The organism is Bacillus sp. FSL K6-3176 (assembly GCF_038003325.1).
Lineage (GTDB): Bacteria > Bacillota > Bacilli > Bacillales > Bacillaceae > Bacillus > Bacillus altitudinis.
On sequence record NZ_JBBOOX010000001.1, the window covers coordinates 1,629,487 to 1,644,327 of the forward strand.

Genomic DNA, 14,841 nt, shown 5'->3' on the forward strand with positions numbered 1-14,841 from the left:
CCTATTTCTTAAATGAGGTGTAACGACATGAGACAATCCCTGACTTTCATTCCAACTCTTCGAGAGGTGCCGGCAGATGCTGAGGCAAAAAGTCATCAGCTGTTAGTAAGAGCTGGATTTATTAGACAAAACACGAGCGGTATCTATCATTACCTGCCTTTAGCACATAAAGTGATTCAGCACATTCAAGCCATTGTTCGCAAGGAAATGGAAAAGGCGGGAGCAGCTGAGCTGTTAATGCCAGTGCTGCAGCAAGCAGAAATGTGGCAAGAGTCAGGAAGATGGTATACATACGGTCCAGAACTCATGCGTATGAAAGATCGCCATGGCCGCGAGTTTGCACTTGGCCCAACACACGAAGAAGTGATCACATCACTCGTACGCAGTGAAGTCAAATCGTATAAAAAGCTTCCTTTGACACTGTATCAAATCCAATCTAAATTCCGTGATGAACAAAGACCTCGCTTTGGGTTATTGCGCGGACGTGAATTTATTATGAAGGACGCCTATTCATTCCACTCTTCACCAGAGAGCCTTGATGACACATACAACAAGATGTTTACAGCTTACTCGAATGTCTTTTCAAAAGTAGGTCTTAACTTTAGACCCGTCATTGCCGATTCTGGGGCAATGGGAGGAAAAGATACACATGAGTTTATGGCGCTGTCAGAAGTAGGAGAAGATACAATCGCATACTCTGACACATCTTCCTACGCTGCGAACATTGAAATGGCTGAGGCTGTGTATCACGGAGAAGAAGCAAACCCTGCGGACTTCAAAGAACTTGAGAAAGTACACACGCCGCAGGTGAAGACAATACAAGATGTTGCGTCATTCTTAGAAGTAGCTCCTTCTACATGTATCAAATCTGTCTTGTTTAAAGCGGACGATGCGTATGTACTTGTCCTGACAAGAGGCGATCATGAAGTAAATGATGTGAAAGTGAAAAACTTAGTTGGAGCACAGCTTGTAGAGCTTGCTTCACGTGAGGAAGTACTAGACGTGATTGGAACAGAACCAGGATTTGTTGGACCAGTGAAGCTTGAAGCGGAAGTAACGATTTATGCAGACCACGCTGTAAAAGGAATGACAAATGCAGTTGCAGGTGCAAATGAATCGGATTATCACTATGTCAATGTTAATCCTGCTCGTGATCTGTCAGTGAAGGAATACACAGATCTTCGCTTGATTCAAGAAGGAGACGTTTCTCCAGATGGTGAAGGCACAATCCAGTTCGCAAAAGGAATTGAAGTAGGACAAGTCTTTAAGCTAGGCACACGTTATTCAGAGGTAATGGATGCAACATACCTCGATGAAAATGGACGTGCGCAGCCAATGATCATGGGCTGCTATGGCATCGGAATTTCTAGAACCCTTTCTGCGATTGTTGAACAGCATCATGATGACAAGGGGATTATTTGGCCAGAAACAGTTGCGCCATATGATCTTCATCTACTTGCCTTAAATATGAAAAACGATGCACAAAAGGAACTGGCTGAAACGCTGTATGAGCGTTTACAGGAAGAGGGCTATGATGTCCTTTTCGATGACCGTCAAGAGCGTGCAGGCGTCAAATTTGCCGACAGTGACTTAATTGGACTGCCAATTCGCATTAGCTGCGGGAAACGTTCAGAAGAAGGTATTGTCGAAGTGAAATTCAGAAAATCAGGTGAATCACACGAAGTATCTGTTGATGAACTGATTTCATTTATACGCCAAGCATAAAAAACGAACAAAAAAATGAAGGTACCTCCTGCAAAAAAGAGGTACCTTTCTGATTTGCAAAAGGAGGGTCCTGTCTTGGATGAACAATTACCGATTACCCGGCGGCAATTTCATATATTACTCAATCAGATTCAAATGACAGATGATGACCTCAGTCGTTACTTTGAAGAAGGCGAGATCGTCAAATTGACGGTGCATAAGGCGGCAAAAACGTGGCATTTCCATTTTAAATTTAAGGCGCTTTTGCCTTACCAAGTATATGCAATGTTTTTAAGCAGGCTGACAAATGCATTTTCTCATATCGCACAAGTCACTTGTACAATTGAAGTCAATGATCCGCACATATCTGAAGAGCTCGTTCAATCGTATTGGTCACATTGTGTGGAAGAGCTTCAAGGAATTTCTCCCCCAATCATCAGCTTGCTTCAACAGCAAAAACCAGCGCTGTCTGGACATAAGATCATCATCAAAACAAAAAGCGAAACTGAGGCTCTGGCCATCAAGAAGAAATATAGCCCAATGCTTCAGGCTGCATTTAAACAAGTTGGTTTTCCAGAACTTCAATTTGATACAGAAATTTTTGTATCAGATCAAGAGATTCAGAAGTTCAGAGAACAAAAACTCGCTGAAGATCAAGAAAGAGCCATGCAAGCCCTTGTTGAGATGGAGAAGAAGGAAAGTGAGGATCAAGAGGAAGCTCCTTCTGGCCCTCTGATGATTGGCTATCAAATCAAAGACAATGAAGAAATACGTACGCTTGATAGTATTATGGACGAAGAAAGACGAATCACCGTCCAAGGGTACGTGTTCGATGCAGAAACGCGCGAACTAAAAAGCGGTAGAACCCTTTGTATCTTTAAAATTACCGATTATACGAATAGTATTTTGATCAAAATGTTTGCGAGAGAAAAAGAAGATGCTCAGCTCATGAAATCCTTGAAAAAAGGGATGTGGGTCAAAGCAAGAGGAAGCATTCAAAACGATACGTTTGTGAGAGATCTTGTCATGATCGCAAATGACGTCAATGAAATGAAACCTCAGCTGAAAGAAGATACTGCACCTGAGGGAGAAAAGCGTGTTGAGCTTCATTTGCATTCGCCAATGAGCCAGATGGATGCTGTCACTGGCATCGGTAAACTTGTTGAACAAGCAAAAAAATGGGGGCATGAGGCCATTGCCCTGACAGATCACGCCGTTGTACAATCCTTTCCAGATGCGTATGCAGCAAGTAAAAAGCATGGCATCAAAATGATGTACGGGGTGGAAATCAATTTAGTCGACGACGGGGTACCGATTGCGTATAATCCAGAGCACCGCTTGTTAGAAGATGCGACGTTTGTCGTATTTGATGTTGAGACAACAGGACTCTCTGCTGTGTATGATACGATCATTGAGCTTGCAGCCGTGAAAATCAAAGGCGGGGAAATCATTGACCGCTTTGAGGCATTTGCAAATCCTCATCATCCGTTATCAGCAACAACCATTGAACTAACCGGTATCACGGATGACATGGTGAGAGATGCACCAGATGTGGTCGATGTTGTTCGAGATTTCAAAGAGTGGATTGGACAAGATATCCTTGTTGCTCACAATGCGAGCTTTGATATGGGCTTTTTAAATGCAGCATATAAGCGACTGTTAAAAACCGATAAAGCGTCAAACCCTGTCATTGATACACTAGAACTCGGCCGATTCCTTTATCCAGAATTTAAAAATCACCGGCTGAACACGCTGTGTAAAAAGTTCGATATTGAACTCACGCAGCATCACCGGGCGATTTATGATGCAGAAGCAACTGGTTACCTCATGCTGAAGATGCTAAAAGATGCGGCTGAAAAAGAGATTGCCTACCACGATCAATTGAACGAAAACATGGGGCAGTCCAATGCGTATCAGCGCTCACGTCCTTACCATGCAACGGTGATTGCACAAAATGAGACGGGTCTAAAGAATTTATTTAAGCTTGTTTCACTTTCTCATATTCATTATTTCTACCGCGTGCCGCGTATCCCGCGCTCACAGCTTGAGAAATATCGAGAAGGTTTAATTGTTGGGTCTGCTTGTGATAAGGGTGAAGTGTTTGAAGGGATGATGCAGAAGTCACCTGATGAGGTAGAAGACATTGCTGCATTTTACGACTATTTAGAAGTTCATCCGCCAGAAGTGTATCAGCATTTACTCCAGCTGGAGCTTGTTCGGGATGAACGTGCATTAAAAGAGATCATCACAAACATTGTAAAACTTGGTGAAAAACTGAATAAACCAGTCGTGGCGACTGGAAATGTGCACTACCTGCATCCAGAAGACAAAATTTATCGCAAAATCTTAATTTCATCACAAGGCGGGGCGAATCCACTCAATCGTCATGAACTGCCAAAAGTTCATTTTAGAACAACTGATGAAATGCTAGAAGCCTTCTCTTTCCTAGGGGACGAAAAGGCGAAAGAGATTGTCGTGACGAATACGCAAAAAGTATCTGAGATGGTCGAAAGTATTAAACCAATCAAAGACGATCTTTATACACCAAAAATCGAAGGTGCAGATGAAGAAATTCGGGAAATGAGCTATAACATGGCTCGCAGCATCTACGGTGACGATTTACCGAAAATTGTAGAAGACCGGATTGAGAAAGAATTAAAGAGTATTATTGGTCATGGTTTCGCTGTTATTTATTTAATTTCTCATAAGCTTGTTAAGAAATCACTTGATGATGGATATCTAGTTGGTTCAAGGGGGTCAGTTGGTTCATCCCTCGTTGCGACATTAACAGAGATTACAGAAGTGAACCCGCTTGCGCCGCACTATGTATGTCCAAGTTGCAAGCACTCTGAGTTCTTTAATGACGGATCGGTTGGCTCAGGATTTGACCTTCCTGATAAAGACTGTCCTGAATGCGGGACGCCGTATAAAAAAGACGGACACGATATTCCGTTTGAAACGTTCTTAGGTTTTAAAGGAGATAAAGTGCCTGATATCGACTTGAACTTCTCAGGAGAATATCAGCCGATTGCCCATAACTATACGAAAGAGCTGTTTGGTGAAGAGTATGTATACCGCGCAGGTACAATCGGTACCGTTGCAGAAAAAACGGCATATGGTTATGTGAAAGGCTACGCAGGAGATCATAACCTTCATATGAGAGGTGCTGAAATTGACCGGCTCGTACAGGGCTGTACGGGCGTCAAACGGACAACGGGCCAACATCCAGGCGGAATTATCGTAGTGCCGGATTATATGGACATTTACGATTTCTCACCAATTCAATATCCAGCAGATGCGACAGGTTCTGATTGGAAAACGACACATTTTGATTTCCATTCAATCCATGATAACTTGCTGAAACTAGATATTCTTGGACACGATGATCCAACGGTCATTCGGATGCTTCAGGACTTGAGCGGAATTGATCCAAAAACGATTCCGACAGATGATCCTGAGGTCATGAAAATCTTCCAAGGAACGGAACCTCTCGGTGTCACAGAAGAACAAATTGGATGTAAAACGGGAACACTTGGGATCCCAGAGTTTGGCACAAGGTTTGTTCGTCAGATGCTTGAGGATACAAAACCGACCACCTTCTCGGAGCTTGTTCAGATCTCTGGTCTATCTCACGGTACAGATGTATGGCTCGGCAACGCCCAAGAGCTGATTCATAATAAAACGTGTGAACTAAGTGAAGTGATTGGCTGTCGTGATGATATTATGGTATATCTGATTTATCAAGGTTTAGAGCCGTCACTTGCCTTTAAAATCATGGAATCTGTTCGTAAAGGGAAGGGACTTCCTCCTGAATGGGAAGAAGAAATGAAGAATAATAACGTACCGAACTGGTACATTGATTCTTGTAAAAAGATTAAATACATGTTCCCTAAAGCCCACGCGGCTGCTTATGTATTAATGGCCGTTCGGATTGCTTATTTCAAAGTGCACCATGCACTTCTGTACTACGCGGCTTATTTTACCGTTCGTGCAGATGATTTTGATATCGAAACGATGACAAAAGGATCGAATGCGATTCGAGCGGTCATGGACGATATTAACTCAAAAGGTCTTGATGCATCACCGAAAGAGAAGAACCTATTAACTGTACTAGAGCTTGCACTTGAAATGTGTGAAAGAGGCTATCACTTTAAAAAAGTAGACCTATACCGATCAAGTGCCACTGAGTTTATCATTGATGGAGACGGGTTAATCCCGCCATTCAACTCCATCCCTGGACTCGGAACAAACGTTGCGTTAAATATTGTACGCGCACGCCAAGATGGTGAATTCCTTTCAAAAGAAGATTTACAAAAACGAGGAAAAGTGTCTAAGACCATCCTTGAGTATTTGGATCGTCAAGGCTGCTTAGAAGCACTTCCTGATCAAAACCAGCTTTCTTTGTTCTAATGTGAAAAATGAAGAGCGCCCTTAAAGGGCGTTCTTTTTTATATACAATAATATTATTATGTTAACTAAATATTTTAACTGGAATTATTTTCTTGTTGGTTCATATATCTTGATTTAACGTCGTGTTTTGAGAGAAGAGATTGTATGTCATTCTTTCTACCCAAATAGAGCAAAAAAGAGAATTTAGCCGTCTGAAATGTTCTCATACGACATATGATCATTTTGGGTACAGTCACATGAAGAATCAGGAGAAAACCCTCGGTGAGCGTCAAGCTGATGGCTGTTTACTATGCACATTTTTGAAACACGCTTGATTCTTTTCAACACTGTACAAAACACGTACGGAATGACAAGGAGGTGGTCATTTTTTGTTCAATGTTTCACGTTTAAGAAAAAAGAAGGGGTGAGAAGTAGGTACATGTCAGATTACAACTATGTAGAGGTGCTTCAAAAATCCATTTTGTTTTACGAAGCCCAGCGTTCCGGAAAGCTTCCTGAAAGCAATCGTCTTAACTGGCGAGGGGATTCTGGACTAGAGGATGGGAAAGATGTTGGTCATGATTTAACAGGCGGCTGGTACGATGCTGGTGATCATGTGAAGTTCGGGCTTCCGATGGCTTACTCTGCAGCCGTGCTTGCATGGACAGTCTATGAGTACCGAGAAGCTTACGAAGAGGCAGAGCTGCTTGATGATATGTTAGATCAAATCAAGTGGGCAACCGATTATTTTTTGAAAGCCCATACAGGTCCAAATGAATTTTGGGCACAAGTAGGCGATGGGAATGCGGATCATGGCTGGTGGGGTCCAGCAGAAGTGATGCCGATGAACCGGCCGGCATTTAAAATTGATGAACATTGTCCAGGAACAGAAGTAGCCGCCCAAACCGCAGCCGCTTTAGCAGCAGGTTCAATTATTTTTAAAGAAACAGACGCGCCTTATGCAGCAAAGCTTCTCACCCATGCAAAGCAGCTTTATGCATTTGCTGACCAATATCGCGGTGAGTATACAGATTGTGTCACCAATGCTCAGCCGTTTTATAATTCCTGGAGCGGCTATATTGATGAGCTCATTTGGGGTGGAATATGGCTGTACTTGGCGACAAATGACCAGACCTATTTAAACAAAGCACTAAAAGCAGTAGAAGAATGGCCGAAGGATTGGGATTATACGTTTACGATGTCGTGGGACAATACCTTTTTTGCTTCGCAAATTTTACTTGCGAGAATCACAAAGGAGAAAAGGTTTATCGAATCGACAGAGCGTAATCTCGATTACTGGTCCACGGGTTTTGTTCAAAATGGAAAAGTAGAAAGAATCACTTATACGCCTGGCGGGTTGGCGTGGTTAGATCAATGGGGGTCACTTCGTTATACAGCAAATGCCGCATTTTTAGCGTTTGTATACGGAGATTGGGTCTCTGATCAAGAAAAAAAGAATCGATATCAAACGTTTGCGATCAGGCAAACACACTATATGTTAGGGGATAATCCGCAAAATAGAAGCTATGTCGTTGGGTTTGGCAAAAATCCGCCGATGCATCCACACCATCGAACTGCACATGGCTCATGGTCTAATCAGCTGACAACTCCTTCTTCTCATCGGCACACGCTTTATGGAGCGCTTGTTGGGGGGCCTAATGCACAGGATCAGTATACCGATGACATCTCTGACTATGTATCAAACGAGGTAGCAACAGACTATAATGCCGCCTTTACTGGAAATGTAGCCAAAATGGTGCAGCTGTTTGGTCAGGGGCAGTCAAAGCTGCCGAATTTTCCGCCTAAAGAAAAAGTGGAAGATGAGTTTTTTATAGAGGCAGCTGTCATGAGTAACGATACAACATCTACTCAGATCAAAGCCATTCTATACAATCGATCAGGCTGGCCGGCAAGAAGTAGTCAATCACTTTCTTTTAGATATTATGTCAATCTGAGCGAGATATTTGCGAAGGGATTCACTGATAAAGATATTCAAGTGACAGCTGTCTACAATGAAGGCGCTTCCTTATCTCCGTTAACGGTGTATGACGCATCATCCCATATCTATTTTACAGAAATCGATTTTACTGGCGTAGCTATTTTTCCAGGAGGCGAATCGCTTCATAAGAAAGAAATACAGTTCCGGTTATCTGCGCCAAATGGTGCGAATATATGGGATGCCTCAAATGATTATTCCTTTCAAGGATTAACATCCAATATGCAGAAAACAGCGAGAATTCCTGTTTTTGATCAAGGTATTTTAGAATTTGGTACGCTTCCGAATAAATAAATATAAAGGGTGAGGACATGACAAATAAAGAACGGTTTTTAGCGCTTTATCATCAAATGAAAAACGATGCGAATGGATATTTTTCAAAAGAAGGCATTCCGTATCATTCCGTTGAGACACTCATTTGCGAGGCGCCTGATTACGGGCATATGACCACTTCAGAAGCTTACAGCTACTGGTTATGGCTTGAAGTATTGTATGGGCATTACACAGGCGATTGGAGCAAACTAGAAGCTGCTTGGGATAATATGGAGAAGTTTATCATTCCAGTAAACGAAGATGGACATGACGAACAGCCGCATATGAGTTCTTACAATCCATCTAGCCCAGCCACATACGCTTCAGAGAAACCATATCCAGATCAATATCCGAGCCAGTTGACGGGTGCTCGCCCTGCTGGTCAAGATCCGATTGATCATGAACTGAGGTCAACTTACGGAACGAATGAAACGTATTTAATGCACTGGCTTCTTGATGTAGACAACTGGTATGAATATGGGAATTTGCTCAACCCATCACATACAGCCGCATATGTAAACACATTCCAGCGGGGTCCACAAGAATCCGTATGGGAGGCCATCCCTCATCCATCACAAGATGATAAAACGGCCGGAAAGCCCAATGAAGGTTTCATGAGCTTGTTCACAAAAGAAAATCAAGCGCCAGCCGCCCAGTGGCGCTACACAAATGCGACGGACGCTGATGCACGTGCGATACAGGCAATGTATTGGGCAAAGGAACTTGGCTATAATGGTTCAGCCTATCTTGATAAAGCGAAAAAGATGGGGGATTTCCTTCGTTACGGAATGTACGATAAATATTTTCAAACAATTGGAAGCGGCAAGCAAGGTAATCCGTATCCTGGAAATGGAAAAAGTGCATGTCATCACTTAATGGCATGGTATACCTCTTGGGGCGGGGGACTTGGAGAATATGCGAATTGGTCATGGCGTATCGGAGCGAGCCATTGTCATCAAGGGTATCAAAACCCAGTCGCTGCCTACGCTTTATCCTCAGATAAGGGAGGCTTAAAGCCATCGTCACCGACTGGTGCAAGTGATTGGGAAAAGACGTTAAAGAGACAGCTTGAATTTTACGTCTGGCTTCAATCAAAAGAGGGAGCGATTGCAGGAGGTGCTACCAACAGCTGGAATGGAGACTATAGCGCTTATCCAGCAGGAAGAAGCACATTTTATGATATGGCTTATGAAGATGCGCCTGTTTACCATGATCCTCCGTCCAATAACTGGTTTGGAATGCAAGCATGGCCGATTGAGCGTGTAGCAGAGCTTTATTATATCTTTGCAAAAGATGGCGACAAAACATCTGAAAATTTCCAAATGGCTAAATCTGTCATCACAAAATGGGTCAACTATTCACTAGATTATATTTTTATTGGCACGCGTCCTGTGTCGGATCAAGATGGGTATTTTTTAGATGGTCAGGGTCAAAGGATTCTAGGGGGGGCAAATGTGGCTGTTGCTACGACGAGTGCACCCGGAGAGTTTTGGATTCCTGGGAATATAGAATGGAGCGGTCAGCCTGACACTTGGAGCGGATTCCAATCTGCAACAGGTAATCCAAATTTAACGGCAGTTACAAAAGATCCTACTCAAGATACTGGTGTACTGGGCAGTCTCATCAAAGCGCTCACATTCTTTGCTGCTGCAACACAGAAAGAGACAGGGAACTACACAGCACTTGGCATAAGAGCAAAAGAGACAGCGGCACAGCTCCTTGAGGTTGCTTGGAATTACAATGATGGTGTAGGGATTGTGACAGAGGAAGACAGAGAAGACTACCACCGTTTCTTTAAAAAAGAAGTGTACTTCCCAAATGGCTGGAACGGAACATTTGGTCAAGGAAATCAGATCCCTGGTTCCAGCACCATTCCTTCTGACCCGCAGCGAGGAGGTAACGGAGTGTATACGAGCTTTGCAGATCTTCGTCCGAAAATCAAGCAAGACCCAGCTTGGTCAGCCCTGGAGAGTAAATATCAATCATCTTTTAATGAAGCAACAGGCAAATGGGAAAACGGAGCGCCAAGTTTCACCTATCACCGTTTCTGGTCGCAAGTTGATATGGCTACAGCTTATGCAGAATACCATCGTCTCATAAACGAATAGAACGTAGTGCAGCTGCCGGCTTTTTTAGTCGGCGGTCTTCTCATAAGATAAATGAAGTGAAAGCAAAGGTGATGTCATTATGGTTAAAAAGAAAGAATTTATGAATCATTCATCGAATGGCGGATCACAGGAACAAGAAAATCAAAGCTGGAGAAAAGAAGCAAATGATCGAATCTTACAACATAGACAAAGAGAGCTTGTCATAAACGTCATCAATAAGGAAAAAAAGCCAGTTGCCGGAGTAGAGGTGGAAATAAAACAAATCAGACATGAATTTGCATTTGGTTCAGCAATGAATGACCAAGTACTATTCAATCAAACGTATGCTGATTTTTTTGTTCAACATTTTAATTGGGCTGTGTTTGAAAATGAGGCAAAATGGTATGCAAATGAGCCTGAAAGAGGGAAAATAACCTACGAAAAAGCAGATGCCATGCTGAATTTTGCCAATAGACACCAAATTCCAGTGAGGGGGCACGCCTTATTTTGGGAGGTAGAGGATGCCAATCCAAACTGGCTGAAATCATTACCGAATCATGAAGTATATGAAGCCATGAAAAGGCGGCTTGAACATGCAGGGAATCATTTTAAAGGAAAATTCCGTCATTGGGATGTAAACAACGAAATGATGCATGGCTCATTTTTTAAAGACCGGTTTGGGAAACAGATTTGGAAATGGATGTATGAAGAAACGAAGAAAATTGACCCTCAAGCCTTGCTGTTTGTCAATGATTATAATGTAATCTCATACGGCGAACATCACGCATATAAAGCACATATCAATGAACTTCGTCAGTTGGGGGCACCAGTTGAGGCTATTGGAGTTCAAGGTCACTTTGAAGATCGAGTGGATCCAGTCGTTGTAAAACAAAGACTAGATGTGCTTGCTGAGCTTGGTCTACCGATATGGGTGACAGAGTATGACTCTGTTCATCCGGATGCCAATAGACGAGCGGATAACTTAGAAGCTTTATATCGGGTTGCCTTTAGTCATCCAGCCGTAAAAGGTGTGCTGATGTGGGGATTTTGGGCAGGTGCTCATTGGAGAGGTGAGCACGCAGCCATCGTGAATCATGATTGGTCGTTAAATGAAGCAGGCAGGCGTTATGAAAAGTTACTGCAGGAATGGACGACACAAAGAGTGGAAAAAACAGATGCGAATGGCCAAGTGACATGTCCAGCGTTTCACGGGACGTATGAGGTTCGAATTGGTGAAGAAAGTAAAATGTTGCAGCAGCAGACGATTGAACTTGACTCAACCAAACATACACCTCTTCAACTAGATATCATCGTACCAGTAGAATAAGAGATTGTGAGGAGAATGGAATGAAAAAATGGGTTCAACGGGTGGCTTGTTTTATGCTGCTGATCACTTTATGGGCGGGTTGGTTCACTCTGACCGTAAAGGCCTCCTCCTATGTGCAAACATCTGGTACACATTTTGTATTGAACAACCACCCATTTTACTTTGCTGGCACAAATAATTATTATTTCCATTACAAATCAAAAAAGATGGTAGATGCTGTTTTTGACGATATGAAGGCAATGGATTTAAAGGTTATTCGTATTTGGGGATTTCACGATGGCACCCCTCAAGAAAATTCAGTCTTACAATCTCGTCCAGGTGTTTATGAAGAATCCGGTTTTCAAAAACTAGACTATGCGATTCATAAAGCAGGGCAGGAAGGAATCAAGCTGGTCATCCCGCTTGTGAACAATTGGGATGATTTTGGCGGGATGAATCAATATGTGAAGTGGTTTCAGGCAGGATCACATGATCACTTTTATACAGATCCTCGGATTAAAACAGCTTACAAAAACTATGTGCGCTATGTATTAGAGAGAACCAATACGTACTCAGGTGTTCAATATAAAGATGATCCTGCTATTATGACATGGGAGCTCGCCAATGAGCCGCGCGCTCAGTCAGACCCTTCGGGAGATATACTAGTAAACTGGGCAGATGAAATGAGTGCATGGATCAAATCAATTGACTCGAATCACCTTGTTGCAGTAGGAGACGAAGGGTTCTTTCGCATGACAGGTCATGATGATTGGTTTTACAGTGGAGGAGAAGGTGTTGATTGGGATCGTTTGACTGCTCTCCCTCATATTGATTATGGAACCTATCATTTATACCCGGATCACTGGAATCAGTCTGCTGCATGGGGAGTGAAATGGATCAAAGATCATATCACCCGAGGAAACGCAATTGGAAAACCTGTTGTATTAGAAGAGTTTGGCTATCAAAATCAAACAGCCCGTCCTGATGTATATGATAGCTGGCTGAAGACAATTGAACAGCTCGGAGGCGCAGGTAGCCAATTTTGGATTTTAACAAGCATTCAAGACGATGATTCCCTCTACCCGGATTATGATGGTTTTCGAGTTTTAAAGGAGAGCCGGGAGGCAGGAATCATTCGTGAACACGCCAAAAGAATGAATGAAAAGAACTGATGAAGAATGCCTGTTTATAAGGAACTTCATTTGCATAAAAAAATTGGATATGGTATAGTTTTTATGGAAATGCTAACGATTACCGAGACAAGAGTGGGGAAACCCGCTCTTTTGTATTGAACAGGCAATTTTTGTCTCGACATTATTCATCCGTTTTCTGCTCCCCCTGCTCACAATAAAGCAGGGTTTTTATGCAGAATGATTGATAAGAGCGTTTATCGAAAGCACAAGGAGGAAGAGAATGAGCAAAAAAGTAGTGGATATCGTAAGCGACATGGTGCAGCCAATTTTAGATGGCTTACAGCTTGAACTCGTTGATGTTGAATTTGTCAAAGAGGGTCAAAACTGGTTCCTTCGCGTATTTATTGACTCTGATAAAGGCGTCGATATCGAGGAGTGTGCCAAAGTGAGCGAAGCCTTGAGCGAAAAGCTTGATGAGGCAGATCCAATTAGCCAAAACTACTTTCTTGAAGTGTCCTCTCCTGGAGCGGAGCGCCCATTAAAGAAAAAAGCTGATTTTGAAAAAGCACTTGGAAAAAATGTTTTCATGAAAACATACGAACCAATTGATGGTGAAAAGGCATTTGAAGGTGAGCTTACAAGCTTTGATGGTGAGATTGCAACAGTGACAGTGAAGATCAAGACAAGAAAGAAAGAGATCAATATTCCATACGAAAAAATCGCTAACGCAAGATTAGCAGTTTCGTTCAATTAACCTTTTCATTGATATAAGGGGGAACCATAAAAATGAGTAGTGAGTTGTTAGATGCCCTGACTGTTCTTGAGAAAGAGAAGGGCATTAGTAAAGAAATTATTATTGAAGCGATAGAAGCTGCACTCATTTCTGCATACAAGCGTAATTTTAATCAAGCACAAAATGTGCGTGTTGATTTAAACCGTGAAACGGGAACGATTCGCGTATTCGCAAGAAAAGATGTTGTAGATGAAGTGTATGATTCTCGCCTTGAAATCTCTGTAGATGATGCAGCAAATATCAACCCGAATTACATGGTTGGTGACGTGGTTGAAATTGAAGTCACACCAAAAGATTTCGGACGCATTGCAGCTCAGACAGCGAAACAAGTCGTGACGCAGCGAGTGAGAGAAGCAGAGCGAGGTGTGATTTACACTGAGTTTATCGATCGTGAGGAAGACATCATGACGGGAATCGTTCAGCGAATTGACAGTAAATTCATTTACGTGTCACTTGGCAAAATCGAAGCCCTTCTTCCGGTCAATGAACAAATGCCAAATGAGGACTACAAACCACATGACCGCATTAAAGTGTTCATTACGAAAGTAGAAAAAACAACAAAAGGACCACAAATTTATGTATCAAGAACACACCCAGGTCTTTTAAAGCGTTTATTTGAAATCGAAGTGCCAGAAATTTATGATGGTACTGTAGAGCTTAAATCTGTCGCTAGAGAAGCAGGGGACCGTTCTAAAATATCTGTTCGTACAGATGATCCTGATGTTGATCCAGTTGGTTCTTGTGTAGGACCTAAAGGTCAGCGTGTACAAGCAATTGTCAATGAGCTGAAAGGCGAAAAAATTGACATTGTTCATTGGTCGAATGACCCTGTTGAATTTGTTGCCAATGCGTTAAGTCCATCAAAAGTTCTTGATGTCATTGTAAATGAAGAAGATAAAGCGACAACTGTCATTGTCCCTGATTATCAGCTGTCATTAGCCATTGGTAAAAGAGGTCAAAATGCGCGTCTAGCAGCGAAATTAACGAGCTGGAAGATTGACATTAAAAGCGAAACAGATGCAAGAGAACTCGGTATTTTCCCAAGAACTGAAGACTCTGAATCTCTTTTCTTAGAGGCTGAACCAGTAGCTGAGGAATCTGACGAATAAGAGGTGATATAA

8 protein-coding genes are annotated in these 14,841 nt (G+C 42.5%); all 8 read left to right on the forward strand.

The window, feature by feature from the left end; genetic code table 11:
- The first annotated feature begins 27 nt into the window (after positions 1 to 27).
- The 8 genes from MHB38_RS08465 (at position 28) to nusA (ending at position 14,829) form a co-directional block, all read left to right on the forward strand.
- A complete protein-coding gene (locus MHB38_RS08465; protein WP_341003076.1) occupies positions 28 to 1,725 on the forward strand; it encodes a proline--tRNA ligase in 1,698 nt (565 codons plus the stop codon).
- 75 nt (positions 1,726 to 1,800) lie between these two features.
- Positions 1,801 to 6,114 (forward strand): PolC-type DNA polymerase III, encoded by a 4,314-nt coding sequence (locus MHB38_RS08470; RefSeq protein WP_017367257.1) that lies wholly within the window; start codon positions 1,801 to 1,803, stop codon positions 6,112 to 6,114.
- A gap of 418 nt (positions 6,115 to 6,532) precedes the next feature.
- A complete protein-coding gene (locus tag MHB38_RS08475) occupies positions 6,533 to 8,383 on the forward strand; it encodes a glycoside hydrolase family 9 protein (RefSeq protein WP_202734495.1) in 1,851 nt (616 codons plus the stop codon).
- Positions 8,384 to 8,400: 17 nt separating this feature from the next.
- A complete protein-coding gene (locus MHB38_RS08480; RefSeq protein WP_046343546.1) occupies positions 8,401 to 10,509 on the forward strand; it encodes a glycoside hydrolase family 48 protein in 2,109 nt (702 codons plus the stop codon).
- Between the two features lie 79 nt (positions 10,510 to 10,588).
- Complete coding sequence (locus MHB38_RS08485; protein ID WP_202734494.1) at positions 10,589 to 11,815, forward strand: endo-1,4-beta-xylanase; 1,227 nt, start codon at positions 10,589 to 10,591, stop codon at positions 11,813 to 11,815.
- Between the two features lie 20 nt (positions 11,816 to 11,835).
- On the forward strand, positions 11,836 to 12,966 hold the full coding sequence (locus MHB38_RS08490; protein ID WP_058213774.1) for a glycoside hydrolase 5 family protein: 1,131 nt from the start codon (positions 11,836 to 11,838) through the stop codon (positions 12,964 to 12,966).
- A gap of 241 nt (positions 12,967 to 13,207) precedes the next feature.
- Complete coding sequence (gene rimP / locus MHB38_RS08495; RefSeq protein WP_008344744.1) at positions 13,208 to 13,681, forward strand: ribosome maturation factor RimP; 474 nt, start codon at positions 13,208 to 13,210, stop codon at positions 13,679 to 13,681.
- Between the two features lie 32 nt (positions 13,682 to 13,713).
- Entirely contained in the window at positions 13,714 to 14,829 is a 1,116-nt protein-coding gene (gene nusA, locus MHB38_RS08500; RefSeq protein WP_007499530.1) for a transcription termination factor NusA, read from the forward strand.
- Positions 14,830 to 14,841: the final 12 nt, after the last annotated feature.